This is a genomic window from Flavobacterium arundinis, assembly GCF_038289855.1.
GTDB lineage: Bacteria > Bacteroidota > Bacteroidia > Flavobacteriales > Flavobacteriaceae > Flavobacterium > Flavobacterium arundinis.
On the sequence record NZ_JBBYHR010000002.1, the window covers coordinates 437,157 to 463,187 of the forward strand.

Here is a 26,031-nt window from a genome sequence, read left to right on the forward strand (position 1 = left end):
TCTCCCCGACCCTCTCCCGAAGGAGAGGGAGCCAGACGTGCTTACTCTTGTCGTAAAATCAGATTCAGTAGTTCCGACGGATGATTGATAATATAATCCGGTGAATGGCTTTGTATGGCGGCATACGAATCGTAGCCCCAGATTACCCAGGCAATTTTTACACCGGCTTTTTTGCAGGCAATGATATCGCGGGCCTCATCGCCTAAGTACAGAATTTCCGACGCTGTAAGGCTTTTATCTTTCAGGAATTTTTTGAGCATTGTATCCTTACCGAAAATTTTTCCCGAAGTATAAATGTCAGTAACAGCAATTCCCTGAAGTGCAAAGAACTCCTGTATGTTGCTTTTGGAATTGGATGAAAGCACTGCATAGGGCATCCCTCCTGCCGCCATCGATTCTAGCATTTCCTTTATACCCACATTGAATTGCAATGCAGGGATAGAAGCTTTATACTTTTTGATTATTTCCGCAGCAAGGAAAGGCAGTTTATACAACGGCACCTTAAGAATTTTGCAGCGTTCGCTAATGCTGAGGCCGCGCAACTGTTCTAAATTTTCGCTCGTCATTTGCGTATAGCCGTGCTTTGTGGCAAGTTCGTTGTACAGCATCAGGAATATTCCCCGCGAATCGACCAGTGTGCCGTCAAAATCGAATACTATGTATTTGTACATTTTTTAAAACAACCCGAATTTCCTTTTGCAGGTATCCCTTCTGTTGATATTGATGACATCTCCAACATTATACTTATCGAAAAGGGGCATGAGGGCACTGGCTCCTTTTTTTAGCTTGAAATCCATTTCATTAGCATAAAGCGGAATCATGGTAAGGATGTTTATTACTTTATCGCCGGTGTCGATCGTGTTAAATTCTTCCGGAAGCACAAACCCGGGAAGCAGGATTACGCCTTCGAAAGCACAATTAGGTGACATACGCTGTGGGGGATTACCATTGGCAATAGTATGGCCTTCGCCAACCCACGTACCGTATAAATGCGGGAAGCGGGCAAGTGTTTTCAACTGACGGATGGGCCAGTAATTATCTTCATTCTCGAAAGCTTCCTGTGTGAGCGGCCAGTCTTTTGGCAATAGCGCGACTACCTCGGCATACGCAAGGTCTTCCCTGCCTTCGGGTACGTTCATCGGGAGGCTGCTCATACCGGATGTCATCAGGATGTTATAGTCACGCTGTTCACCGCCTCTTATCATGTAGATATCGACATGTACCTTATCGGAAATAATTTCGTGGAAAACAGTCACATCTTCGTCATTGAAAAATTGTTCCAGATGCGCGTCGATATATTCAATTACATTGGGGTCGCCTGAAACGGCTTCAATTTCGCGATCAAGAGGTTCGTATTTGTATATCGGGTTTCCTGCTTCAGAGTATTCGTCGGGTTTTCTTTCTTCCATGGTTTTATAATAATAGTTGATTTGTAAATATATAAAAAATGGTTTTATTACCGACCTCACCCCCAGCCCCTCTCCGAAGGATAGGGGAGCGAAGACGTGCTTACTCAGACTTATTATTCGGTTTGAGTGTAGCTTCTCCCCTCTCCTTCGGAGAGGGGCTGGGGGTGAGGCCCGCGTGAGGGACAGGAGCGGCATCCTGCGGAGGCACGAAACAGATACAGCGGATGGCCCGACGGCGTAGTCCCGATAGCTATCGGGAGTAGCCGGCACGCCCAAATTACTTAAATTACTTTTGCGTTTATCTGTTCCAAAAGCCAGATATAGTCTTCCTGTTTGTTTACAAAATCGCGGTCGGTTACATCGATGATGAGTACGTTGAGGTCTGCCTGCGATTTGATATAATCGAGGTAGCCCTGGTTGATGCTTTCGAGGTATTCGCCCTTGATGTCCTGCTCATAGCTGCGGCCTCGCTGCCTGATATGGTGGAGCAGCATTTCGGTATTTTGGTAGAGGTAAACATACAGTCCCGGCCTGCGCATTTCTTTATACATGATATCGAACAGTTTGCGGTACAGGCGGTATTCGTCTTCGCTTAAAGTGACTTTTGAAAAGATAAGCGATTTGAAGATATGGTAGTCGGCGACAACGAAATCGCGGAACAGGTCGAATTGCGCAAGGTCGTCGGTCAGTTGCTGGTAACGGTCGGCCAGGAAGGACATTTCGAGAGAAAACGCGTAACGGCTCTGGTCTTTGTAGAATTTTGGCAGGAATGGGTTGTCGGCAAAACGCTCCAGTATCAGCTTGGCATTAAAATCTTCCGAAATTTTACCGGCAAGGCTGGTCTTTCCCGCGCCTATATTCCCTTCTATAGCAATATAATTGAATGTATGCGGATGGAAATCTGCCAACGGTGCCGGAAGCTGCATCACGAATTCGCACCGGCCGGTATCGCCGCTTTGTGCTATCAGGGCATTGACATCCAGTTTTAGTTCGGGGTGCATCCATCCGGGTGCCACGTCGCGCAACGGGTACAATACAAAATTGCGCAGGTGCATCCGCGGATGCGGTATGTGCAGGTGCTCCTCATTAATGACTTCACTATTAAAGGAGATAATATCAATATCGATGGTACGGGAAGTGTGCCTTTCGGTAGCGCTGCGGGTCCTCCCTCCCTCCAGTTCTGCAGCAAGCAACTCACTGAGCAATTGCGGTGCGGTTTTGGAGGTATTCACAGCAATGGCACAATTGTAGAAATCATCACCTTGAAAGCCGAAAGCCGGGTTTTCGTAAATACCCGAAACGGCTGTTACCGTGGCAATTTTAGTATGAATGGCGTTGATGGCCCATTGCAGGTTATCGAGCCTGTTGCCCATATTGCTGCCCAGCGATAAGATGGCGGTGTTTTGGAATCTCATAGGCTGCAAAGTAAACAAACATTCAAATGCAATTGCCGGTTGTTGATAAATTTGATGAAGGAAGCCTTAGCCACTAATTTCACTAATTCTTTTAGAGCATAATATGGTAATCACAGGAAAAAGAAGGTAAACGCGTCATAAAAAATAAGCCACGAATTACACGAATTTCCACCAATTTGCCAGTGTTGAATTTACTTGCCTCTCAACTTAGCGAAAACAAAATAAAAATTTGTGAAAATTTGTGTAATTCGTGGCTAAACACTCCTAATGCTTTTATCCCCTGTTGCTTTGTAACATATTGCTTACTTTTGCTACTTATATATAAAAAGTAAATATTAATTTTTATGGACACTAATCCAAATCAGCATTATCCTTATAAACCCGTGAAAACCGGGCCTTCATTTTTTAAAATGCTGCTGGCCACGCTTACAGGCCTTTTCCTTTTCTGTTTCCTGTTCTTTATATTTATCCTTATCATAGGCATTGCCGTGGGCAGTGGTGGTGATAAAAACACCGTACAGGTAAAAGATAACTCGGTAATAGAGCTTGACCTGAGCAAAGTGACCGAAGATTACTCGGGAACATTTTATAACGACGAATACAGCTTCCTGAATTCTGAGCCCCACGAAGGCCTGTCGGATGTTCTGAAAGCTATAAATTCAGCCAAGAAAGACGACCGCATCAAAGGTATTTCTATAACCAATGGCATGACCACGCTGGGTATAGCGCAGATAAAATCGCTAAGGGACCAACTGGATGATTTCAAGAAATCGGGCAAATTTGTTGTAGCCTATTCTGATAATTATACGCAAACCGATTACTATCTAAATTCGGTTGCCGACACCTTGTACCTGAACCCTGTGGGCGAGGTGGATTTCAAAGGATTATCGTCTGAGGTAATGTTCTTTAAGGACCTACAGGAAAAAACAGGCGTCAAAATGGAAGTGATCCGCCATGGCAAATACAAAAGCGCGGTTGAACCGTTCCTTGCCAACGAAATGAGCCCTGCCAACAGGGAGCAAATTACAGCAATGCTTACATCTATTTGGGCATCGGTGTCGGAAGATATTTCGAAAAGCCGTAACATACCGTTAGACAGCATCAACAGCATTGCCGAAAACCTTAAAGGCCGTACGCCTGAAATGGCAAAGGAGAACAAGCTAATCGACAAGATAGGCTATGAGGATGAATACCACAGCGGCATCAAAAAAGCACTGAAAGTAAAGAAAGACGAGGATTACAACTCAGTTGACATACTGGATTATGTAGACGCTACTGCACTAGACGGCTTAATGTCGGGTGCTAAAGACGATATTGCCATCATTTATGCGCAGGGGGAAATTACCGGCGGCGAAGGCGGGCTGACATCCATTGGCGAAGATCCGATGAGGGAATCGTTTAAGGCGGCACTTGAAGATGACAACGTGAAAGCGATCGTGCTCCGCGTAAACTCCCCGGGTGGAAGCGCACTGACATCAGAGCTTATATGGAGGGAAATTGAGCTAGCCAAAAAGAAAAAACCGGTAGTGGTATCTATGGGTAACTATGCGGCATCCGGTGGGTATTATATTTCGTGCAACGCCAACAGGATATTTGCCGAGCCGGGCACCATTACAGGCTCGATAGGTGTATTTGGTGTATTGCCAAATTTCTCAGAACTTTCAAACAGGATCGGAGTACATACCGAGCAGGTAAGCACGCACAGCAATGCATCGGGGTACAGCCTGTTTACGCCATTGCAGGATAATACCCGCGAGGTAATACAGCAGAGCATCGAAAGGGTCTACACTACGTTTGTAAACCGTGTGGCGGCAGGCCGAAAAATGAGTTTTGAAGAAGTAGATTCTATTGCCCAGGGCCGTGTATGGACTGGTAGCGAGGCTTTGAAAAACGGCCTTGTAGACGAGATAGGCGGTATGGATGATGCTATAAAATATGCCGCGAAGCTTGCCAAAATAAAAACGTACAACACCGTTAACTTCCCGGAATATGAAATGACTTTCGAAAAGCTATTTGCCGGCCTTAGCGGGATGCCATTCGCCAAAACGAAAGAAGAGTTCATTAAAGAAGAAGTTGGCGAGCAAAACTACCAGATGATAGAGCGCCTGAGGCGTGTGAGCCAGCTGAGGGGAACACAGGCGATCATGCCTTATGAAATAAACATCAGGTAAACGCGTTATCATACATACGACTGCTTAAAATTTAACCACATAGCTATCCTGACATAACTATGTGGTTATTTTATTTTTTGAATATTGGAGCAGTTGCAATACCTTTAATGCAAATATTACAAAATTGAATTATGGTTAAGAAAATCCTGAAATGGACCGGGATAACCCTACTGGTTATCATTATCGCGCTGGCAGCAGCGCCATTCCTTTTTAAGAACAAGATAAAAGAGATGATCGCTAAGGCTATCAATGAGCAGGTGGATGCTACTGTGGCCTTCGAGGATGTGAGCCTGAGCCTTTTCAGCAGTTTCCCGAAAGCGAATGTAACTGTTGATAAGCTAAGCATCATCAATAAAGCTCCTTTTGCAGGCGATACGCTGGTTTATATGGGCGAGCTGAACCTTGACATGTCTATAAAAGAACTGTTCAAAGGTGATGGCGAGGCTATGAACATAGAATCGTTAAGCACTAAGGACGGCGTTATTAATATCCTTTTCAATAAAGATGGCGTGGGCAACTTTGATATTGCGTTAAAAAATAAAGACGAAAAGCCTTCCGACGATAAAGAAAGCAAGCCTTTTGCGCTTAATGTGCAGGATTATAAAATAGAGAACCTTCGCTTTAAATACTACGATGAGCGTTCGAAAATTAAAATGGTTATCGACAGCCTTAACCATACCGGCAAAGGAAATTTTGCGGCAAGCAAGCTAGACCTTGACACCAAGACTACAGCAAAGCTTACACTAGATATGGACAAGACCAACTACATGCGCAACGTAACACTTAGCCTTGATGCGGTGCTTGGGCTTGACCTTGAGAAAAGCATTTACACGTTTAAGGACAATAAGGCAATGATCAACCAACTGCCTTTAGAATTCAACGGAAGCCTTGCTATGGTGGAAGCCGGCCAACAGTTTGACCTTACCTTTAAAACACCTACTTCGTCGTTTAAGAACTTTTTGGGCCTGGTGCCGGAAGCGTATTCGGGTAACCTTGCTGCCGTGAAAACAGAAGGTGACTTTACTATTAACGGAAAAGTGAATGGCGTGAACGGTGACAATAGCGTTCCGAAATTCAATATCGCGATAGCCTCAAACAATGCTTCGTTCAAATATCCTGACCTTCCGAAATCAGTGGAAAATATTGTGATCGATACGAAAATTATTAATGAGACCGGGCAACTGAATGATACTTATGTAAACCTTGACAAGCTGTCGTTCCGTATTGACCAGGACGTTTTTGATGCCAGCGCCAGTATAAAGAATATTGTGGAAAACCCATTAGTAGATGCCAAACTGAAAGGGACCATCAACCTGACCAATTTCGGGAAAGCCTACCCCGTGAAGCTGGACATGCCGCTATCAGGTATGCTGAAAGCCGATGTAGAGACGAAATTCGACATGCAGGCTGTAGAAAAGAGCCAGTATGAAAAAATACAGAATAACGGTACCCTAAGCCTGAGTGGATTCAACTATTCCGGTGAAGGCATGGCAAAACCTATCGTTATCAACCAGGCGGATATAGCCTTCAATCCAAGCCGCATTACACTTAGCCGCTTTGATGCCAAAACGGGCGGTTCGGATATTTCGGTTACCGGCACGCTGGATAACTTTTACGGCTTTATATTCAAAGACCAGGTGCTGAAGGGGAATTTCAATATGAATTCCAATAAGTTGCTAGTTGCCGATTTCATGGCTCCTGACACGAAAACGACCACTACTAAAAAGAACGGCAAAGAAGTTAAGAAAACAACGACAACAAGCGACGCCGTAAAGATTCCGGCATTCCTGGACTGTACTATTACAGCCAAAGCCAACACTGTGGTATATGACAACCTGAACCTGAAAGATGTCTCCGGAAAAATGATCATAAAAAACGAAGCGGTGACGTTACAAGACCTAAAGACTTCCATCTTCGGGGGGCTTATAGCGGCAAACGGAAGCGTGTCTACCAAGAGTGCGACACCTACATTTGATATGGCTCTTTCACTCAACAGCGTTGATATCACACAATCGTTCACGCAGTTGGAAATGCTGAAATCTATCGCGCCTATTGCGGAGGTTATTACGGGTAAGCTGAATTCGACCATAAAATTATCCGGAAGCCTTGACCCTAAGGAAATGACGCCAAACCTGAACACACTGAGCGGCGACCTGTTGGGGCAGCTGCTTTCGACATCCGTTAATCCTGAAAAATCCAAAGTGCTTACGGCGGTGACCAGCAACCTGAAGTTCCTCGACCTGAAAAAGCTGAACCTGAACCAAAAAATAGGCCTGACTTTCGAGAACGGCAAGGTGAATATTAAGCCTATCACCCTGAAATACCAGGACATCCCGATCCAGATAAGTGGGCAGCACGGCTTTGACCAGACGATGAATTATAACGTATCCTTCGATGTTCCTGCCAAATACCTTGGCAGCGAGGTGAACAAGCTGCTTAGTTCACTTAAAACTGACGGCAGCAAGATCAGCGTACCGGTTAACGCCGTCATTACCGGCAACTTTAAGAACCCTAAAGTGAGTACCGACCTTTCCAAATCGGTTACAAGCCTTACCACACAGCTGGTAAATCAACAAAAAGATAAATACCTGAACCAGGGTATTGATAAAGGCAAGGAAGCGTTGAGCAACCTGCTTGGCGGCAACAAGAATACTTCGACAACGAAAGATACTACTGCGACTGCAAAGCCTAAAAATGAGGAAGTTAAAAAACAGTTGGAGGACAAGGCCAAAGAAGGCGCAGGCAAGCTGATGAATGGCTTGTTCAAGAAGAAGGAGAAGAAAGACGAAAAATAGTTGTTGGTTGATGGTTGTCAGTTGATAGCCTCACTCATATTAATAAAGCACCCGTCATGTTTAGGACTTGACGGGTGTTTTTTTTGGCCTCACCCCCCAACCCCCTCTCCAAAGGAGAGGGGAGCGAGCTTCACTCTTGCTTTATAAAGAAGCAGATTATGCCTTAAGATATATTTTTATTTGAAGAAAACCACTTACGGGTATTATAGTAGTTTTTCAGTATGATTTGGGTTAACTATTAATCCCGATTGAATAGGATAAAAATGTTGATTCCAGTAATTTTCAGGAAGTTCAAGTTGATTTATATCTGTTCTTATAAGTTTGTGCCCCTTAGAATCTAATTCATATGTTCGACATTGACTGGTAATTTTATCTCCCTGCTTCATTACAACAAGTTGCAATAATTCTCTGGTTTTTCTTGTAATTATTTTAACTTCGAGGTTATTTATCCCTTGTCCTACTACTAACGGCATTTCTGTTAAAACTATAGCACTTTGTGGAGGTATATTAAATGTTCTAGTATAAGTGACAGAAGTTGTCTTGAGACATTCCTCATCATAGATTAAACGCCCATTTATACTTTTTGGCGGGCATTTTTTTCGAATAAGATCTGGGTAATAAAATTCTAAATTAAGATCGTGAATTGGATAATTACTCATATTATGCAATTCAATATAATTATGATTTTTGTCAAGAATTCCTAATTTAAGCACTGGGGATACTGTCCCTGTATAAAAGTTTAGTGATTCATTCTGTAGTTCAATTATTTTCTCTTGCTTAATTCTGAGTTGCTCATTTTTTTCGTCAGCTAAATGTCCCGAAACAACACCATCATAATATTGATATGCTGTATACCACGTCACAATTATTCCTGCAATTATTATCCCAAAAAAAACAGCTAGATTACCTGCTGACATTACACTCCAAAAGTCTTTCATAAATGTCTTAATAGATTTATACATCTTTTCTACTAAAATATTGAATTAATAAATAATATAGCGTGAAAACTATATAAGTTTATACCTTTATCAACAGAGAACCAAATCAAACATTTATCTGCACCACAAAACCCTCATACGACCTTACATTAAATACGGTACCGTCCTCAAAAATTAGGTACTGCCCTTTTATGCCAACCAGCTTTCCGTTATAGACAGGCGTTGTAGCAATATTGAGGCTGGTTATTTTTTTTGGGTATTCCAAAACGGGGTATTGCAGTTCATACAGCTTTTCCGGGGTTGTGGCAAAATAATCGCGCACTTCATCCGGCAGGAGTTCCTGCACTTCGTTACGGCGCGCGACAAGATCAATCGGGGCGACATCGTTGAGCAGCATCTTCTTCCAGTTGATCTTGTCGGAGAAGTGGTTTTTCAGGGCGACTTCTGTAATCCCGGCAAGGTAGCGGTTGGGCACTTCGATAAGTGGGATCGCGAACGATGCTCCCTGGTCGATCCATCGTGTGGGTACCTGTGTTTTGCGCGTTACCCCTACTTTCATATCGGATGATGATGCAAGGTAAACGACATGCGGCTGTAGCTGGACTTTCTTTTCGAACTCCAGGTCGCGGTCGGCGACATCAAGGTGTGCGGTGCTCAGCTCGGGGCGCATGATCCAGTCGCCTGCCGAAGGGATGCTGTAAAAACAATCGTAACAGAAGCCCATCCTGTAGATTTTCTTCTTTTTGGTGCAGTTCAGGCAGCTGAAACCCATAAAATTGATCTCGAAGTCTTTGCCCAATAACTGGTTCACATTCAAAAAACTATTTTCAAACACCATGTAGTATTGGATGGGATTGCCGGACTCAGTTTGCATTTTTGTGAGAACACCTTCGTATTGCATGGAAAATTTAGTATTTTTATGGGCATAAAGATACTAAAATATGGCATTGCCGATAATCAATTCGATCGCTTCCTGGATACTTAAAAAACGCATCCACCAAATGGAATTGTTCATGAAGTACCCCAACGAAGTGCAGGAAGAACTGCTCATGAACCTTATCCGAAATGCGGAAGGCACCGTTATTGGTGGTAAATATGAGTTTTCTTCGGTAAAGAATTACAGGGCTTTCGCCGAACGGGTACCGGTGTCGACCTACGAAGACCTGGAGCCTATGATCGAGCAGACGCGTCAGGGTGAGCAGAATGTTTTCTGGCCTACGCCGATAAAATGGTTTGCAAAATCGAGCGGGACGACAAACGCCAAATCCAAATTCATTCCTGTAAGCACCGAGGCACTCGAAGACTGCCATTATAAAGCCAGTAAAGACCTGCTGTGCCTCTACCTTAATAATAACGAAGACTCCCAGCTGTTTACCGGAAAGAGCCTTCGGCTGGGCGGCAGCAAGCAGCTATATGCCGATAACAATACATTCTTTGGCGACCTTTCGGCCATCCTTATAGACAACATGCCTATATGGGCCGAATTCAGCAGTACGCCGAGCAACAAAGTGTCGCTGATGAGCGAATGGGAAACCAAACTGGCCGCCATCGTGAAAGAAACCATGGTAGAGAACGTAACGAGTTTTGCCGGGGTGCCTTCATGGATGCTGGTGCTTATGAACCGTGTACTCGAGGAGACGGGAAAGGGCAACCTGTTGGAGGTATGGCCGAACCTTGAAGTCTATTTCCACGGTGGGGTGAGTTTTGAACCCTACCGGGAGCAATATAAAAAAATACTCCCGAAAAGTGATTTCCAGTACTATGAGATCTACAACGCTTCCGAAGGCTTTTTTGCAATACAGGACTCAAACGACAGTAATGAATTACTGCTGATGCTTGACTACGGTATTTTTTACGAATTCATCCCGATGGATACTTTCGGGACACCTAACCAGAAAGTCATCCGCCTGGCTGATGTGGAACTGAATAAGAACTACGCCATCGTGATCACTACCAACGCCGGGCTGTGGCGCTACATGATAGGCGACACCATTCGATTTACGTCTATCGACCCATACCGAATACGGGTTACCGGCAGGACGAAGCACCATATCAATGTTTTTGGCGAAGAGCTGATGGTAGAGAACACCGACAACGCTATTGCGAAAGCCTGCGCCCTGACCGGAACCGAAGTAATCGATTATACCGTGGCACCCGTATTTATGGAAGGCCGCGAAAAAGGCGCGCACGAATGGATCATCGAATTTAAGAATGCCCCGGCAGATGTCGAGCATTACCGCAAAACCCTTGATGAGGCATTGCAGGCACTGAATTCTGATTATGAGGCCAAGCGCTACAACAATATGACCCTAAATCCGCTTGTATTAAATATTGCAAGGCCAAAGCTATTCTACGACTGGCTCAAGGAGCAGGACAAGCTGGGCGGGCAGCACAAGATACCACGACTTTCAAACGAGCGCCATTATTTGGAACAGCTAAAGGCGATGCAGGTGGAGGATACATTCACCACATAAAAACTTTAACACATAGATTTACAGTGATTTAAAATTTGGCATTACCTTTGCATTTATATATGAAAATGATATAATGAAAAGGAAAACACTCTTAACACTTGCTGCTGCCGGATTATTATTACTAACCTCATGCGGCCCACAGGTACACCGCTACGGCTGCTCCAGGCGCCGCTGCATCGTGCAGAACGAAACAAAAGAAAAGACTCCAGTGCCTGCTGAGGGCATTGCCAAAAAGACAAAAGCCACCGTTTAACGATGGCTTTTTTGTTATGTTCTATTTTTTATTGATTATTTTATATTTGCCCTTCAGTATCTATAAAAATATCTGTGGTCATCCGCTAAATCAGCGTTATCCGTGTTCCCTTAAGAGGCCGTTTTCAAACGCTTCAGCAATGTCCTGTTCAAATGGTGCTCCACATACTCCCTGTCGATGTGCAGTTCCTTCTCATCCGATCCCGGAAGTTCATACATCGCTTCGGTAAGTATTGCTTCACATAGTGAACGCAGTCCCCTTGCACCCAACTTATATTCCAAAGCTTTTTCTACAATATAATCTAACGCATCGTCTTCAACGGTCAGGGCCACATCGTCCATTGCGAATAGCTTTTGATACTGTTTTACAAGGGCATTTTTAGGCTCTGTAAGAATGGCACGAAGCGTTTCCCTGTCGAGTGGGTCCATGTGCGTTAATACCGGCATACGCCCAATGATCTCAGGTATCAGTCCAAAATCCTTGATGTCTTTCGGGATGATGTACTGCAGCAGGTTGTCTTTATCGATGTTGTCAACATTACGTGAAGTGCTGTAGCCCACCGCCTGGCGGTTCAATCTTTTGGATATAATGCGTTCGATACCATCAAACGCTCCTCCTGCAATAAACAGGATATTCTGAGTATTTACCTCAATGAATTTCTGGTCGGGGTGCTTCCTTCCCCCTTTCGGCGGAACGTTCACGACGGTACCTTCAAGGAGCTTCAGCAATGCCTGCTGTACACCTTCACCCGATACATCGCGGGTTATTGACGGGTTATCGCTTTTACGGGCGATCTTGTCGATCTCATCGATAAACACAATACCGCGTTCGGCTTTCTTCACATCATAATCGGCCACCTGCAAAAGGCGTGTCAGTATGCTTTCCACATCCTCGCCCACATATCCTGCTTCGGTCAAAACCGTAGCATCTACAATAGTAAGCGGCACGTTAAGCATGCGGGCAATGGTCTTGGCCACAAGCGTTTTGCCTGTACCCGTCTGCCCTGCCATAAGGATGTTGCTCTTTTCGATCTCAACATCATCGTCGCCCTGTTGCTGCATCAGCCTTTTGTAGTGGTTGTACACCGCAACGGACAATACTTTTTTGGTCTGGTCCTGCCCAATAACATACTGGTCAAGGAACGCCCTTATTTCTTTTGGTTTTTTCAGTTCCAGTTCGGAGGCCATTGCAGTAGACCCGCTTTGACGCAGCTCTTCCAGCACAATACCGTGGGCCTGCTCAATACAGCGGTCGCAGATGTGCGCGTTTATACCCGCAATCAGCAGATTGGTTTCCGGCTTCTTCCTGCCGCAAAAGGAACATTCTAATACTTCTTTAGCCATTGTTTGTATTTGCTTATATAACCTAAGACGCATTATGTGCGCCTTAGGTTGGTATAACGCAGAAATTTATTTTTTTATTCTCTAATCAGTACCTCATCGATCATTCCATACTCCTTAGCTTCAGGGGCTTTCATCCAGTAATCCCTTTCGCTGTCCTTGTGTACTTTTTCGTACGTCTGGCCAGAGTGCTTCGCAATGATCTCGTACAATTCTTCTTTCAGCTTCAGCATTTCGCGAAGGTTGATCTCCATATCGGTAGCAACACCCTGTGCGCCGCCCGATGGCTGGTGGATCATTACCCTTGAATGCGGCAATGCCGAACGTTTTCCTGCCGCACCGGCACAAAGCAATACCGCGCCCATAGATGCCGCCATACCTGTACAGATAGTAGCCACGTCAGGCTTGATGTACTGCATCGTGTCATACATGCCAAGGCCTGCGTAAACGCTTCCGCCCGGTGAGTTGATGTAGATCTGGATGTCTTTGGAAGCATCGGTGCTCTCAAGGAAAAGCAGCTGCGCCTGAACGATATTCGCCACCTGGTCATCTATGCCTGTTCCCAGGAAAATGATCCTGTCCATCATAAGGCGCGAGAAAACGTCGATCTGTGCAACGTTCATCTGGCGCTCCTCCATGATGTAAGGCGTAAGGTTCATTGGTGTTACGCGGCCAACGATCTTATCATAATATAAGTTATTCACACCGTGGTGTTTCGTGGCATATTTTTTAAATTCTTTACCGTAGTCCATAGTCTTTTTTAAAAATTTTTTAGTTTATTTAAAAGAACGAAAAAACGTCAGGCCATTATAGCCTGACGTTCAAAGATACTCATTTTTCACGAGAATTATTCCCCGTACATCTCTTTGATAAAGTCCTGATAAGTAACTTCTTTAGTTGTATAATTTACTTTTTCTTTGAAAAGGTTCATCAATTTTTCACTCATAACCTGCTCAGACAGACGCTTAACCTCATCTTTATTCGAAAGCACCCTTGCCACGATGCCATCAACATCAGCATCTGTTGGGTTCATCTGGCCGAATTGTGCCATCTGCTTTTTGATCACATCAGCTGTAGCGGCTTTAAGCTCTTCGAAAGTAAGCTGAAGGTTATTTTCGCTCATTACCTTACCTTCGATAAGCTGGTAACGAAGACCGTTTTCCGACCTTTTGAATTCTTCTTCCGCCTGCTCCGGTGTAAGTGGTGTCTCGCCTGCTGTCTGAAGCCATTTTGTAAGGAATTCAGAAGGAAGGTCGAATTTCGTATTCTCGATAAGCGATTCGGTCACATCGTTAAGGAATTTCTGGTCGGCCTGCTGTGCAAACTGCTGCTCTGCATCTTCCTTGATTTTTGCTTTAAGTTCTTCTACAGACGATACATTGCCTTCACCAAAAAGCTTGTCGAAAAGCTCCTGGTTAAGTTCTGTTTTCTCGTGTGTATTTATTTCTTCTATAGTGAAGTTCACCTCAACATCAAGACCGTGAACGTCATCATGGCCTACTGCAAGGACATCCATAAGCTTGTGGTCGTCGTCAAAAAGGCCTTTGGTACCAATTGTAACCACATCGCCTACTTTTTTACCGATGAATTTCTTAGCTGCTTTTTTGTCCTTAAAGATATCGGTTGTGATCGTTGTCCTGTTTTCAATGCCTTTTTCCTCATTGGTGAAAGTACCAACGATATCATCGCCTTCTTCTACTTTATCTTTAGATACCAGCTTGCCATATTGCTTCTGGATGCGCTCTATCTGCTCATGGAGCATTTTATCGTCGGCAAGAATGTTGTATTTTACAACTTTGTTCTTAGCAGCAAGGTCTACACTGAATGACGGTGCAAGGCCAAGCTCGAATTCGAATGCAAAATCATCAGCATCCCAATTGAAGTCTTCCGTAACTTTCGGGAGCGGGTTGCCAAGGATATCCAGTTTTTCTTTAGCAAGGTAATCGTTAAGGGATGATTGCAGCAATTTGTTTACTTCTTCAAGCAAAACTGCCTTGCCGTATTGTTTCTGGATAAGGCTCATAGGTACCGCACCTTTCCTGAATCCAGGAATCGAAGCATTTTTCCTGTAATCCTGTAAAACTTTATCTACTTTTTGTTTATAATCGTCTTTAGTAACATTCACTGTTACAACTGCATTTAATGCATCTTTATTCTCTCTTGTAATATTCATTCTGCTATGTGTTTTACCATAAAATATTGGGTTGCAAAATTATTGATTTTTTACAACCTATACAAGTTTTTAAAATATTGTATCACAAGAGGGTGAAAATACTTTTACAGAGAAGCTACGACTTCTTTTCTTCTTTCGTAAAGCCTGATACCAACGACTGGCAGAACGACAGCACCAAACTGAAAAGTAACGCCCTCCAGAAGCCATCTACCTCAAATCCGGGCACAAGCTCATCGCAAAGCATAATGATAATTGCATTGATAACCAGCAGGAAAAGCCCGAGTGTAAAAATCGTAGCAGGGAGCGTGAATAGCACGAGCAGCGGCTTTACAAAAATATTGAGCAGGCCAAGCACCAATGCTACAAGCAGTGCCGTCATAAAGCTATTAACACGGACGCCAGGAAGCAGGTGTGCCAACAGCAATACGAAAACAGTCGTGAAAAAGATATTGATAAGTGTTTTCATAAACCATAAGTAATTACTGTAAAAATAAAAAAAAGCGCCCTGAACCAGGACGCTTTTTAGAAAAATTTTATAACTATTAGTTAGACGGAAGTACTGTGGCTCCCGGATAATTTCCAGGGCTCACCAATGGCAGTTTCGAATTGTAGTGCTCGTTGATAACCTTGATGATCTCATTAGCTACAAGCGCATAGCCCCTTGCGTTCGGGTGAACACCGTCAAGCGAGAATACTACTGTGCTCAATGTCGCCGTGCTGAAATAATTGGCCGTATAAATAGTACCGTCATCTAACCTTAGACCTGATATCAGCTGGTTCATGATCATATTCATATCTGCCACAGCAAGATCTTTAGTTGCTGCAATCGCTTTGATGCTGTTATTGAATGCCGTAGTAGCATTATTAACAATTGTAACTTCGCTTGCTGTCAATATATGCTGGTCGTCAAGTGGGAATGTTACGCCATATTTATTGAGTGGTGCGATCGCCATAGGGCTTGAAGGCGCTGTGCCTATTACCGTCCTTGTAGTTAGCAGTACAAGGTCAGTCGCTGTCGCGTGCCTTGCCTGGCCGAAAATAGCGCCTATCAACGCTGCCTGCTGTGCAGGTACTCCAGCCTGTGTAAGCGCACCTGTAAGCTGTGCCGACATGTTGGCAAGCGTTTCATCCTTAATAAGAAGCGGATTTGGTTCTGTCAAAGAAAGAAGCTGTATCCTGTTACCCTGCCCATATGCTGTAAGCACCTGCTTAACCGGGCCTAAAAGCGATGCATTAAGCTGGTTGATCGTTGCTGTTCCCACAGCCTCATCGCCACCACCTATTGCCGAAGCCGTAAGCGGGTTATAAGGCACTGTAGTAAAGAACGGAATAGCTGTAACATTCGGTATTGTAGCGACAACACCTTTAGCTCCATTTGATGTAAGGGTATTAATGATCGTAGCGTAAACGCTTGCAAAAACGTTACGGTCTGTAATATCGTTGAAACCATAGGTAGCAGGGTTCGTGTTACCGTTCTGGTCTACACCTACCCCACCCGAAGTTGCGTAAGCAAGCACATCGTTAGAGCCTATCCAGTTGGTGAAGAACGTCGGGTTTTTAGACATCGCATCGCCCAACACGGTTGAAGTAGGCGACATTGCAAAGCGCACATAGTACGGATTCGCCTGCCCTGTTGTAAGCCCCGCAGGGTTACCGTATCCCGGTGCAAGGAGGTGGAAGGATTTTGCCCCCGGAACGCCCATGTTGTTAAAGGCCATTGCCTGCGGCGTTAAGGTTACGGTAGAAGTTCCCGCTATCGGTTCCGGCCCGCCGGCTGAAGCATCGATCACAAGCCTTGTGGGAAACCCGGGGATTCCCGAAATACCGCCAAGGTTGTTTATATCCTCTGCGTAAGAAGGCTGCGTGAATTCACCCCCACCTACAATTGCAAATTGTTTTGCCAGTATGCTTGGGTACGAGTATGACTGGCTTACCCTGGATACGGTATTGTCCATATATCCTGCGGTAAGCGAGTTGCCCACAGCCACGTAGGTGCTGAAATCGGCATCGCCGGCGCTGTAGCTGCCGTTCGTTACCTCGTTGTCAAATTCCGGCTCACACGATGCGAATCCGGCGGCCAGTATTGCTAAGTATATTACTTTATTTTTCATAGTATTTTAATTAGAAGCTATAAGTTAAACCAACACCCGGAGAGAATACCACGTTTTTGTAAGTACCGCCAAAAGAGACGTTCGGGTTTCCATCTTCAGTATAATGGTCATATGATGATTTGGTTTCAGCAAAACGCAGGTAAAGGAAAGACACATCGACACCAAATTTTGGAGCAAACTGGTAGGTAAAGCCTCCGGTAAAGCCCATAGAATCGTTCCTTGGAGTTTCCGGTGCGAAATAGCCCTGCTGAACCGGGCTTTCGTCATAGTACCATCCGGCACGTAAAGCAATTTTATCATTAGGCTTGAACTGCGTACCTACCCTGAAAGTACTTGCGTCTTTGTAATTACGTGGGTTTATTGATGATGGTATGCCGCTTGCAAAATCTACATTTAGGGATTTGTAAACATTCCAAAACGCCCTGTTGTAATCAAAAGCAACAAGCCATTTGTCGGTAAGCTCTACGGAGAAACCGGCAGTAAGCTCTGCAGGAAGCGGAAGGTTGGCATTAAATTTTGTATTGGTATAAATTCCCTGCGCAAAGGCCGGAAGGTCGCTGAAGGTAGCATCGCCGCCGCGCGCTTTCATTGTGATCTCAGAACGGTAGTTAACCCCAAGCCTTATTTTATCGGTCGGGTTAAACATAAAGCCTGCGCTCCATCCCCATGCAGTAACATTTTGTGCTTTTATGGTAATGTCCGACCTGTTTCCCTGCTCGTCGGTAAGGCTTCGGGTAAGGTTCCTGTTCAGTTCCACACCACCCGTTACATATATAGGGCCACCGCCGATACTGAATTTATCATTTACCTTTATTGACGCGATAGGCTGGATATAAATAGCCTCAAGGTCGATATTATTTACAAGGTGTGAGCCTTCCCAGTCTTTGTTCCATTCCACGGCGCTGCCGTAAGGGGTGTACACTGCAACTCCAAGCGCGAGCCAGTCCATTGCCTTGTACGAGGCGTACAGGCTGAACGGTGTACCGGTATTCGAAGTAGAGGCTTTCCAGTTGTATTGTTCATTCTGGAATTTTGTTCTGGCGAAAAGTGCATTGGCACCTACCGAAACACTGAAACGGTCTTTAAGGAATACCGCACCGGCCGGGTTGAAAAACAATACTTCCGCACTGTTTACCACAGCTACGCCCGTATGACCCATGCCCAGCTGCTTCTGTCCCTGAAGGCTAACGCGGTATCCGCCCGCAAAGGCAGACGTAGCAGCACAAGCCATCATAGCTAAGGATAATAATTTTCTCATAGTTAAATTAAAGTGTTAGTTCTCGTTGTTAATAATCTTATATCAAATTTATGATATTTTATGGATTGTACAAGAATTTGCTTAAAATTATTATGCATTCATAATAATTTATTTAGCAATAAAAAGATGCTATTTTTGAAAATCCCGCAGTAAATATATTGTAAAGCAATTTATAACATCTACCCTGTAACCCATAGCAGGTCCCGCACTTTGAATTAGCTACCTGCTGAGGCCCAGCGCAAAAATAACGGGATGGCATTAACGCTTATATGATATGAATCACTTTTATTAAAAAATTGTGCAATCATGGATGAGGTTAATTAAAACATAAATCGCTTCGGTGTGCGCCGTTATTGTAGTACATTACATCATAATCCCAAAAGAATGAAGACTTTAAAAAAAATAGCTATAGGCATCCTCGCGCTACTCCTGCTCGTTATTGTGGGCAGTTACGGCGTGAGTTACTGGATAAGCCAAAAGCTCCCCTCGATCATCCGGAATGAAAAGGATTTCCCCTACAATGTAAGTTATGAAGACCTGGACGTAGACCTCCTGAGCGGCAGCTTTACAATGAAGAATGCCTACATAGCCCCCAAAGACAGCCTTGAGGCAAAATTACAGGAGGGCGCTTACGGAAAGATAAAATCAATTTCTGTTGAGCGATTCAATTTGTGGGCATTGCTAAAAGACAACCGTATCAAAGTAAAAAAGGTAATTATTGATACCCCTGATGTAACCCTATACCCGCGAAAAAAGAAATATAACCCCAACGAAGACCTGAAGCCTTTTAAAAATGCTATAACTACTGGCAGTGTAGAGATACGGCATGGCAACTTCAGGATGCTCGACACGCTGAAAGGTTATACGCTAAAAGCTTCTGATATTAATTTTGAGCTTTTCAATATAAAGATAGACAGTGTTACCCTGGATGAGAATATACCGGTACGGTACCGTGATTACAAATTTTCCTGCGACAGCCTTTTTTACAGGGTAGATGGCTTTTATAACATCACTGCCGATAAATTCACCTCGTCTGACAGCGCCATCGCGATAACCAATTTTAAGCTGGTGCCCAAGCAGGACCGCGTACAGTTCACGAAAATGATGCCGAAAGAAAAAGACCAGTTTGCTATTGTTGCCGAAAAGATAAATGTGCCTAATGCCGACTGGGGTTTCATTAACGACACGCTCTATGTGCATTCGCCGGAAATGGTTCTCGAAAAAGTGAATGCCAACATTTACCGGAACAAACTGCCTAAAGACGACCCGACACGAAAAAAGCTATACAGCGAAATGCTTCGCGGCCTGAAATTTGACCTCAGGGTCGATAAGCTGCTGCTGAAAAATTCGGTGATTACCTATGAGGAGCAAATTGACTTTAAGAGACCGCCTGCCAAAGTATCATTCTCGAAATTCTACGCCACTGTTTCCAATATTTACAGCCCTGTGCGCAAAGAAAAGCTGCCTGTAACCACTATAGATGTGCAGTGCCTGTTTATGAAGTCGACACCCCTGAAAGTGAAATGGTCATTCAACACACTTGATACCAGCGACTCATTTACCATCACCGGCCACCTGCAGAATATCCGCAGCGAAGAAGTAAATCCTGTTTCTAAACCTTTGATGAGTGTCACCACTTCAGGCGACCTGAACGAAATCAACTTTACATTTAATGGCAACCGCGAAAGGGCTACCGGAGATTTTTCGATAAATTATGACGACCTGAAAGTTGAGATCTATGATACGGACGACCTGAAAAAGAAGAAAAAGCTGGTGAGCGCCATTGGGAACCTGCTTATAAAGAATGATAGCAAAGGGCAGCTTAAGAAAGTACATATTGGTGTTGACCGCTCCAAAGACAAATCGGTGTTTAACTTCCTGTGGAAATTTGTGCAGGAAGGACTTACGCAGACGGTACTACCGAAGCCGGTGGCGAAAATTGCCAGTAAAAAGATGGAGAAAAAAAAGAAATAGCTCTTTTCAGGACTTTACAAGTCAGACATAAAGCTTGTAAGTTGATTAAAGATTAAAACTTAATGTTCCCAGCCAGTTCCTTCAATGTAACCTCTGAGATCTTAGCCTGGTATTGTGCCGAATTATTACGTGTAAGCGCATTTACATAATTAAGCTGTGCCGTACGTACCTCAAGCTGGGTAATGGTACCAATACGGTATTTTTCCATAGTGATATCAAGGTTTTGCTCTGCGATCTCCACATTGCGGGCTTCGAGCTGCACCAGTTCGAGATTGGTCAGGTAGGTTTGGTAGGCCGATATAAGCTGGGAATTGATGGATTGCGTTTGCTGCTCGATCTGAATCTTGCTGCTGTCAATTTGTAGTTTTGCAATATTTTCCCGGCGCTTTTGCAGAAACCCGTTGAAGAGATTGATATTCGCTGAAATGCCATAGCTCAGTCCCCTGCCGGTATTCTCTCTGGCAAAACCAAGGCTTGACTCACTTTTGTTAAAAACATAACCCGTAGTTACAGCTATCTGTGGATAACGGTCTCCCCGCACCTGTTTCAGGTTGAGCTCTGCGACCCGCTTATTAATAAGCGCTATTTGTATCTGAGGGTTCTGGCTTCCTGCCAATGACATAAGGTCTACCAGCTTTAGTTTATCATCTATAGCAACGGTATCTACCACACGGAATTGCGTCGTCAGGTCGCGTGCCATGAGTTCGTTCAGGTAGGTTTTTGTGTTTTCGTACAGTTCTTTTTGGCGGAGGTAGTTTGTCTTATCGGTATTAAGGTCCACCTGCGCATTAAGCACTTCCAGCTTGGCAGCCTTCCCAATTGTAAAGCGGTTATTGGCAAGGGTCACCCGTTGATTTGATATTACCACAGCGGTATCAAGGGCTTTCAGGGTTTGTTGCTGCTGTACAAGGTCGTAGTAAGTTGTCATGACATCGCTTACTTTAGTGAGTACTGTGAATTTCAGTTCGGTACTTCCTAGTTTTTCGAGTTCCTGCAACTGGTCATAGCGCGCAAACATCCTGAAGCCGTCAAAAATAGTCCAGCCCAGGTTTACGCCATAGTTCAGACTGTTATTGCGGGCATTGTCCTGTGCCTGTACGGTACCGTCCGTCCGCACCTGCCTTGAGTTTTGCAGACTGTTATTCTGCCCGAATGTTCCTGATAAATTTGGCAGCAGGCCCGCATTGGCAAGGCTGACATTCTGCTCGTCTATCTTCAGGTCATTGGCAGCAAGCTTAATGTCATAGTTGTTTTCCAATGCTATTGCTACAGCCTGCTCGGCGGTAAGCACCGGGTACAAAGGTTGTACGGGCGCATCTTCCTGAGCTGCACATGTGACCGTAAATAAGCTAAATGCTATATAAATAAAAAACCTCATCTTACTCTTCTATGTTATCAAATTCAGGGCGGTGCTTTTTAGGGCGCGACCACATAAAATAAATTGCCGGGATGATAAACAGCGTCAGTACCAACGAGAAAATCGTACCGCCAACAATCACCACACCCATACCGATACGGCTTGTAGAAGCCGCCCCAAGCGACAATGCGATAGGCAACGCACCCAACGCAATGGCAAGGCTCGTCATCAATATTGGGCGAAGGCGCGATTCAGCAGCTTCCATAATGGCTTCGTATTTCGGTTTGCCTTCTTCGCGAAGCTGGTTGGCAAATTCCACTATCAAAATACCGTTCTTCGTCACGAGCCCGATAAGCATGATAGTGCCTATTTGGCTGAAAATATTCCACGTCTGGCCAAATAGCCACAGCGAAAGCAATGCTCCTGCTACGGCCATCGGTACCGTAAGGATAATGATAAACGGATCGATAAAGCTCTCAAACTGTCCAGCCAGTATCAGATAAATGAGCAATAGCGCTAATCCGAATGCAAACAGCGTATTACTGGAACTTTCCACAAAGTCACGCGATTCCCCGCCAAGGTCGGTAGTAAACGTATCGTCAAGCACTTTTGCTTTGGCGCGTTCCATCGCGTCGATACCATCACTGATACTCATACCGGGCGTAAGGCCTGCCGAAACGGTTGCCGACATATAGCGGTTGTTATGGTAGAGCTGCGGTGGGCTGCTCTGCTCATCTACCGAAACAATATTGTCAAGCTGTATAAGCTCACCTTTATCGCTTTTCACGAACATCGAGGTAAGGTCAAGCGGCGCTTCGCGGTCCTGCTTATCAAACTGCCCCATTACCTGGTACTGCTTGCCATTCATCATAAAATACCCGAAACGCTGCCCACTGAGCGACAATTGCAGTGTCTGCGCCACATCCAGCAGCGACACCCCGAGGCTTTGCGCCTTTTCGCGGTCAATGCTCACATTGATCTCCGGCTTATTAAATTTCAGGTTTACATCGGTCATAGCGAAGGTTGGGTCTTTGCCTACCTCATCCATAAATTCAGGTATTTTCTTTTGAAGCATTTCAAAGTTCGGCGCCTGTATAATGTATTGTATCGGGAAGCCTCCCCGGCGGTTTACAGCAATAGTAGGCTGTTCCGACACGGAGGTACGCGCTTCCGAATAGCGTTTGGTCCATTTCGTAAGGTCGGCGGCGATTTCTTTCTGCGAACGCTCCCTTTCGTCAGGTTCGACCAGGGCAATACGGACCCGGCCGCTATTGACAGACGAAGAACCGAATCCCGGCGATGTAATGACAAGACTCGCCTTTTTTTCGGGAACAGAATCGTTGATAAGCTGTTCCATTTCCTGCATAAAGCGGTCCATATAGTCATAGGATGCACCTTCTGGTGCTGTTATGTTCATCCCTACAAAACTACGGTCATCGTAAGGGGCTGTCTCTTTCTGTATAGTGGTATAGAACAAGGCTATGAGCCCAATACAGACCACCAATATTGGAAAGCTGATCCATTTTCTTTTCATAAATCCAGCAAGGGAATCGGCATAGCCTTTATTCATCTTTACAAAATACTTCTCGGTATAATCGTAGAATTTTGATTTTTTGTGTACGCCGCCTTTTATCAGGTAAGCATTTAGCATGGGGGTAAGCGTGAGCGATACGAATGCCGAAATCAGTACTGCCGAAGCAATGACGACCCCAAACTCCCGAAACAGCCTGCCCACGAAACCTTCTAGGAAAATCACCGGGAGGAATACCGCGGCAAGCGTTATTGAGATGGAAATTACCGCGAAGAAAATTTCGTTAGCACCTTTCATAGCCGCTTCTATCGGGCTCATGCCTTCCTCTACTTTCTTAAATATATTTTCTGTGACTACGATACCGTCATCTACTACAAGGCCGGTTGCCAATACGATGGCAAGCAGTGTCAGTACGTTTATCGAAAACCCTGCGATGTACATAATAAAGAAGGTTGCGATAAGCGACACCGGTATGTCGAGCAGCGGACGGAGCGCTATAGCCCAGTCCCTGAAGAAAAGGTAAATGATAAGCGTTACCAAGACGATTGAAATACCCAGTGTTTCGGCTACTTCGAGCACTGATTTTTTAATGAATATCGTGTTGTCTATAACTACATTCAGCGTAAGGTCTTCCGGAAGCTCTTTTTTCATCTGGTCGTATTGCTCATAAAAAGCATCCGAAATGTCGATATAGTTGGTACCCGGCTGCGGAATGATGGCGAGGCCCACTACCTGCTTGCCGTTGTCGGTCATTTTGGTTTCGAGGTTTTCCGGGCCGAGTTCTGCCCTTCCCACATCGCTCATCTTCACGATTTTTTCCCCTTCAGACTTTATAATAATATTGTTGAATTCTTCCGGTGTTGCCAGGTTGCCCAGCGTTTTAACAGTAAGTTCGGTATTGGCGCCCGTAAGCTTACCTGACGGAAGCTCCACGTTCTGGCTTTCGAGTGCAGTGCGCACATCAGATACGGTTACGCCATACGAATTCAGCTTTACCGGGTCTATCCACAGCCTCATGGCATAGCGTTTTTGACCCCATATCTGTACACTGCTCACCCCGGGAATCGTCTGTAGCCTTTCTGCAATTACATTTTCGGCATAATCGCTAAGATCCAGCGGATTCCTTGATGCGCTCTGTACTGTCATAGTAATGATAGGCTCCGAGTCGGCATCAGCTTTAGATACCACCGGCGGCGCATCAATATCCTGCGGAAGGCTCCGCACGGCCTGCGAAACTTTGTCCCGTACGTCGTTGGCAGCTTCCTCAAGATTTTTTTCCAGTTCGAACTCTATGGTAATGTTGCTCGAGCCCTGGTTACTCGATGACGTTATATTACGGATACCATCTATAGCATTGATTGCTTTCTCTAATGGTTCTGTGATCTGTGACTCTATAATATCGGCATTGGCGCCGGCATAACTGGTACGCACCGATATTTGTGCCGGGTCGATAGACGGGAATTCCCTTACACCCAGAAATGTATAGCCAATGATCCCGAAAAGGATGATGGCTATATTCATCACAATGGTGAGTACCGGCCGTTTTATACTTAGCGTGGATAGGCTCATGATTTAGTTTTAGGGGTTACCTTCACTTTAACCGGGGTTTCTTTCTTAAGGGTAAGTACACCTGTGGTCAGCACGGTATCGCCTGCTTTAAGCCCTGACAATACTACAATATCCTTATCGGTACGGGTGGCGGTTTTTACCATGACTTCTTTGGCCTTGCCGTTTTCGGATATGAAAACTTTCTTGCCACCCTGTACCGGTACAATGGCCTCGGTAGGGATTATGAACGCGCCTTCAATTTTTTCCAGAGGCAGTGCGACATTGGCAAATGTGCCCGGAATAAGCCTTCCGTTAGGGTTTTGTGCCAGCGCCCTTACATTTAAGGTGCGCGTGGCTTCTTCAACGGCAGGCTCCAATGCATAGATTGTTGCATTAAAGACATCGTTGGTGCCGGCAACGGTAAAGGTAACTTTGGAATTTACCTTAATCTGCGAGGCATATTTTTCGGGAATAGAAAAGGTTATCTTGATCTGGCTGCTGTTTACCAGGCGGGCGATCAGTGTTTCGGGGGTTACATACGTTCCCGGTGAAATACTCCTCAATCCCACAGTACCAGAGAACGGTGCCCTGATGGATGTCTTGGCTATCTGAGCATTTATAAGTTGTGTCTGGGCCTGGGCCGTCTTGAAGTCGGCGCTGGCGATGTCATATTCTTCCTGGCTTATGGCTTCTTTCTGCAACAGCAATTTGGCACGCCTTTCATTTTCAGATGCCAGGTTTTGCCTTGTCATAGCTGCACCTGACTGTGCCCTGAGTTCCACATCGTTTATTTTTAATAGCACCTGTCCTTTCGAGACTTTAGCGCCTTCCTCAAAGTATATCTTTTCCGCAATACCGGATACCTCGGTGCGCAGTTCTATCTGCTCATTGGCCTCAATTGAACCGGAAAGCGAAATTGTGCTGGAAAAATCTTCGGGTGCTGCGACAATACCGTTTACAGCCATTGGCGGTTTTTTACCGCCTTTTCCTCCGCCGCCTCCTGAGGCTTCGGCTTTTTTTTCATTATTTTCGGAAATCCTGTAATAAACGAGGGCACCAATGCCCAGTATAATAAGTGTATAGACAATATATTTGACCTTCATAAATATAGTAGCGTAATGTGTAAGGACAAAACTAACAGTTTATATTTCCTAACTCTTTTACTTTAACACATTATTTAGATATATTTTCTTACATAGCTAGTTAAAATTACTATTAACTAATGTTTAAAGACCTGCAAACCAATCGATTTTAGCCCTATAAATAAATACTATTAGAATACAC

19 protein-coding genes are annotated in these 26,031 nt (G+C 44.7%); 5 read left to right on the forward strand and 14 right to left on the reverse strand.

Annotated features, from left to right (window positions below):
* Window positions 1–41: 41 nt before the first annotated feature.
* From AAEO56_RS05060 to folK, 3 genes are all read right to left on the reverse strand, one after another.
* Entirely contained in the window at window positions 42–671 is a 630-nt protein-coding gene (locus AAEO56_RS05060; protein ID WP_341695937.1) for an HAD-IA family hydrolase, read from the reverse strand.
* Between the two features lie 3 nt (window positions 672–674).
* Window positions 675–1,409, reverse strand: a complete 735-nt coding sequence (locus tag AAEO56_RS05065; protein ID WP_341695938.1) for a suppressor of fused domain protein — start codon at window positions 1,407–1,409, stop codon at window positions 675–677.
* A 281-nt stretch (window positions 1,410–1,690) separates the two neighbouring features.
* Window positions 1,691–2,824, reverse strand: a complete 1,134-nt coding sequence (gene folK, locus AAEO56_RS05070) for a 2-amino-4-hydroxy-6-hydroxymethyldihydropteridine diphosphokinase (protein ID WP_341695939.1) — start codon at window positions 2,822–2,824, stop codon at window positions 1,691–1,693.
* 344 nt (window positions 2,825–3,168) lie between these two features.
* Between folK and sppA the strand changes: the two genes are divergently transcribed.
* Both sppA and AAEO56_RS05080 read left to right on the forward strand, forming a co-directional pair.
* Window positions 3,169–4,995, forward strand: a complete 1,827-nt coding sequence (sppA, locus tag AAEO56_RS05075; RefSeq protein ID WP_407934950.1) for a signal peptide peptidase SppA — start codon at window positions 3,169–3,171, stop codon at window positions 4,993–4,995.
* Between the two features lie 131 nt (window positions 4,996–5,126).
* Window positions 5,127–7,790: an AsmA-like C-terminal region-containing protein gene (locus tag AAEO56_RS05080; RefSeq protein WP_341695940.1), complete on the forward strand. Its 2,664-nt coding sequence runs from the start codon at window positions 5,127–5,129 to the stop codon at window positions 7,788–7,790.
* Between the two features lie 203 nt (window positions 7,791–7,993).
* On the opposite strand, the gene AAEO56_RS05085 is transcribed toward AAEO56_RS05080, so the two are convergent.
* Together AAEO56_RS05085 and AAEO56_RS05090 are read right to left on the reverse strand one after the other, a co-directional pair.
* Window positions 7,994–8,728: a hypothetical protein gene (locus tag AAEO56_RS05085; protein ID WP_341695941.1), complete on the reverse strand. Its 735-nt coding sequence runs from the start codon at window positions 8,726–8,728 to the stop codon at window positions 7,994–7,996.
* 106 nt (window positions 8,729–8,834) lie between these two features.
* A complete protein-coding gene (locus tag AAEO56_RS05090; protein ID WP_341695942.1) occupies window positions 8,835–9,629 on the reverse strand; it encodes a DUF2797 domain-containing protein in 795 nt (264 codons plus the stop codon).
* 40 nt (window positions 9,630–9,669) lie between these two features.
* Between AAEO56_RS05090 and AAEO56_RS05095 the strand changes: the two genes are divergently transcribed.
* Together AAEO56_RS05095 and AAEO56_RS05100 are read left to right on the forward strand one after the other, a co-directional pair.
* Window positions 9,670–11,202 carry a GH3 auxin-responsive promoter family protein gene (locus AAEO56_RS05095; RefSeq protein WP_341695943.1) on the forward strand — a complete coding sequence of 511 codons (1,533 nt, stop codon included), beginning with the start codon at window positions 9,670–9,672 and terminating at the stop codon, window positions 11,200–11,202.
* Window positions 11,203–11,275: 73 nt separating this feature from the next.
* On the forward strand, window positions 11,276–11,455 hold the full coding sequence (locus AAEO56_RS05100) for a hypothetical protein (protein WP_341695944.1): 180 nt from the start codon (window positions 11,276–11,278) through the stop codon (window positions 11,453–11,455).
* A 110-nt stretch (window positions 11,456–11,565) separates the two neighbouring features.
* Here AAEO56_RS05100 and clpX read toward each other — a convergent pair whose 3' ends face one another.
* The 6 genes from clpX to AAEO56_RS05130 form a co-directional block, all read right to left on the reverse strand.
* Window positions 11,566–12,798: an ATP-dependent Clp protease ATP-binding subunit ClpX gene (gene clpX / locus AAEO56_RS05105; RefSeq protein WP_341695945.1), complete on the reverse strand. Its 1,233-nt coding sequence runs from the start codon at window positions 12,796–12,798 to the stop codon at window positions 11,566–11,568.
* A 74-nt stretch (window positions 12,799–12,872) separates the two neighbouring features.
* Complete coding sequence (gene clpP, locus AAEO56_RS05110; protein ID WP_341695946.1) at window positions 12,873–13,547, reverse strand: ATP-dependent Clp endopeptidase proteolytic subunit ClpP; 675 nt, start codon at window positions 13,545–13,547, stop codon at window positions 12,873–12,875.
* A gap of 95 nt (window positions 13,548–13,642) precedes the next feature.
* Window positions 13,643–14,968 carry a trigger factor gene (gene tig / locus AAEO56_RS05115; RefSeq protein ID WP_341695947.1) on the reverse strand — a complete coding sequence of 442 codons (1,326 nt, stop codon included), beginning with the start codon at window positions 14,966–14,968 and terminating at the stop codon, window positions 13,643–13,645.
* Between the two features lie 115 nt (window positions 14,969–15,083).
* A complete protein-coding gene (locus AAEO56_RS05120) occupies window positions 15,084–15,434 on the reverse strand; it encodes a phage holin family protein (protein WP_341695948.1) in 351 nt (116 codons plus the stop codon).
* Window positions 15,435–15,510: 76 nt separating this feature from the next.
* The gene (locus tag AAEO56_RS05125) at window positions 15,511–17,079 is read right to left on the reverse strand and encodes a G-D-S-L family lipolytic protein (protein WP_341695949.1); all 1,569 of its coding nucleotides are present in this window, start codon (window positions 17,077–17,079) and stop codon (window positions 15,511–15,513) included.
* Window positions 17,080–17,089: 10 nt separating this feature from the next.
* Window positions 17,090–18,337 carry an OmpP1/FadL family transporter gene (locus AAEO56_RS05130; protein ID WP_341695950.1) on the reverse strand — a complete coding sequence of 416 codons (1,248 nt, stop codon included), beginning with the start codon at window positions 18,335–18,337 and terminating at the stop codon, window positions 17,090–17,092.
* 384 nt (window positions 18,338–18,721) lie between these two features.
* Here AAEO56_RS05130 and AAEO56_RS05135 point away from each other — a divergent pair, with 384 nt between their 5' ends.
* On the forward strand, window positions 18,722–20,311 hold the full coding sequence (locus tag AAEO56_RS05135) for a hypothetical protein (protein WP_341695951.1): 1,590 nt from the start codon (window positions 18,722–18,724) through the stop codon (window positions 20,309–20,311).
* A gap of 52 nt (window positions 20,312–20,363) precedes the next feature.
* Here the strand turns inward: AAEO56_RS05135 and AAEO56_RS05140 are convergent, their stop codons facing one another.
* The 3 genes from AAEO56_RS05140 to AAEO56_RS05150 are packed head-to-tail and all read right to left on the reverse strand — an operon-like array spanning window position 20,364 to window position 25,850.
* Entirely contained in the window at window positions 20,364–21,689 is a 1,326-nt protein-coding gene (locus AAEO56_RS05140) for a TolC family protein (protein WP_341695952.1), read from the reverse strand.
* Between the two features lies 1 nt (window position 21,690).
* A complete protein-coding gene (locus AAEO56_RS05145; protein WP_341695953.1) occupies window positions 21,691–24,768 on the reverse strand; it encodes an efflux RND transporter permease subunit in 3,078 nt (1,025 codons plus the stop codon).
* Window positions 24,765–25,850 carry an efflux RND transporter periplasmic adaptor subunit gene (locus tag AAEO56_RS05150; protein WP_341695954.1) on the reverse strand — a complete coding sequence of 362 codons (1,086 nt, stop codon included), beginning with the start codon at window positions 25,848–25,850 and terminating at the stop codon, window positions 24,765–24,767. Before AAEO56_RS05150 ends, AAEO56_RS05145 begins: the two co-directional genes overlap by 4 nt.
* Window positions 25,851–26,031 lie beyond the last annotated feature (181 nt).

What these genes read in the sequence shown, in the direction of transcription:
- AAEO56_RS05060 (WP_341695937.1), bottom strand. Translation starts at nt 671, where the DNA reads ATGTACAAATACATAGTATTCGATTTTGACGGCACACTGGTCGATTCG.
- AAEO56_RS05065 (WP_341695938.1), bottom strand. Translation starts at nt 1,409, where the DNA reads ATGGAAGAAAGAAAACCCGACGAATACTCTGAAGCAGGAAACCCGATA.
- folK (WP_341695939.1), bottom strand. Translation starts at nt 2,824, where the DNA reads ATGAGATTCCAAAACACCGCCATCTTATCGCTGGGCAGCAATATGGGC.
- sppA (WP_407934950.1), top strand. Translation starts at nt 3,169, where the DNA reads ATGGACACTAATCCAAATCAGCATTATCCTTATAAACCCGTGAAAACC.
- AAEO56_RS05080 (WP_341695940.1), top strand. Translation starts at nt 5,127, where the DNA reads ATGGTTAAGAAAATCCTGAAATGGACCGGGATAACCCTACTGGTTATC.
- AAEO56_RS05085 (WP_341695941.1), bottom strand. Translation starts at nt 8,728, where the DNA reads ATGAAAGACTTTTGGAGTGTAATGTCAGCAGGTAATCTAGCTGTTTTT.
- AAEO56_RS05090 (WP_341695942.1), bottom strand. Translation starts at nt 9,629, where the DNA reads ATGCAATACGAAGGTGTTCTCACAAAAATGCAAACTGAGTCCGGCAAT.
- AAEO56_RS05095 (WP_341695943.1), top strand. Translation starts at nt 9,670, where the DNA reads ATGGCATTGCCGATAATCAATTCGATCGCTTCCTGGATACTTAAAAAA.
- AAEO56_RS05100 (WP_341695944.1), top strand. Translation starts at nt 11,276, where the DNA reads ATGAAAAGGAAAACACTCTTAACACTTGCTGCTGCCGGATTATTATTA.
- clpX (WP_341695945.1), bottom strand. Translation starts at nt 12,798, where the DNA reads ATGGCTAAAGAAGTATTAGAATGTTCCTTTTGCGGCAGGAAGAAGCCG.
- clpP (WP_341695946.1), bottom strand. Translation starts at nt 13,547, where the DNA reads ATGGACTACGGTAAAGAATTTAAAAAATATGCCACGAAACACCACGGT.
- tig (WP_341695947.1), bottom strand. Translation starts at nt 14,968, where the DNA reads ATGAATATTACAAGAGAGAATAAAGATGCATTAAATGCAGTTGTAACA.
- AAEO56_RS05120 (WP_341695948.1), bottom strand. Translation starts at nt 15,434, where the DNA reads ATGAAAACACTTATCAATATCTTTTTCACGACTGTTTTCGTATTGCTG.
- AAEO56_RS05125 (WP_341695949.1), bottom strand. Translation starts at nt 17,079, where the DNA reads ATGAAAAATAAAGTAATATACTTAGCAATACTGGCCGCCGGATTCGCA.
- AAEO56_RS05130 (WP_341695950.1), bottom strand. Translation starts at nt 18,337, where the DNA reads ATGAGAAAATTATTATCCTTAGCTATGATGGCTTGTGCTGCTACGTCT.
- AAEO56_RS05135 (WP_341695951.1), top strand. Translation starts at nt 18,722, where the DNA reads ATGAAGACTTTAAAAAAAATAGCTATAGGCATCCTCGCGCTACTCCTG.
- AAEO56_RS05140 (WP_341695952.1), bottom strand. Translation starts at nt 21,689, where the DNA reads ATGAGGTTTTTTATTTATATAGCATTTAGCTTATTTACGGTCACATGT.
- AAEO56_RS05145 (WP_341695953.1), bottom strand. Translation starts at nt 24,768, where the DNA reads ATGAGCCTATCCACGCTAAGTATAAAACGGCCGGTACTCACCATTGTG.
- AAEO56_RS05150 (WP_341695954.1), bottom strand. Translation starts at nt 25,850, where the DNA reads ATGAAGGTCAAATATATTGTCTATACACTTATTATACTGGGCATTGGT.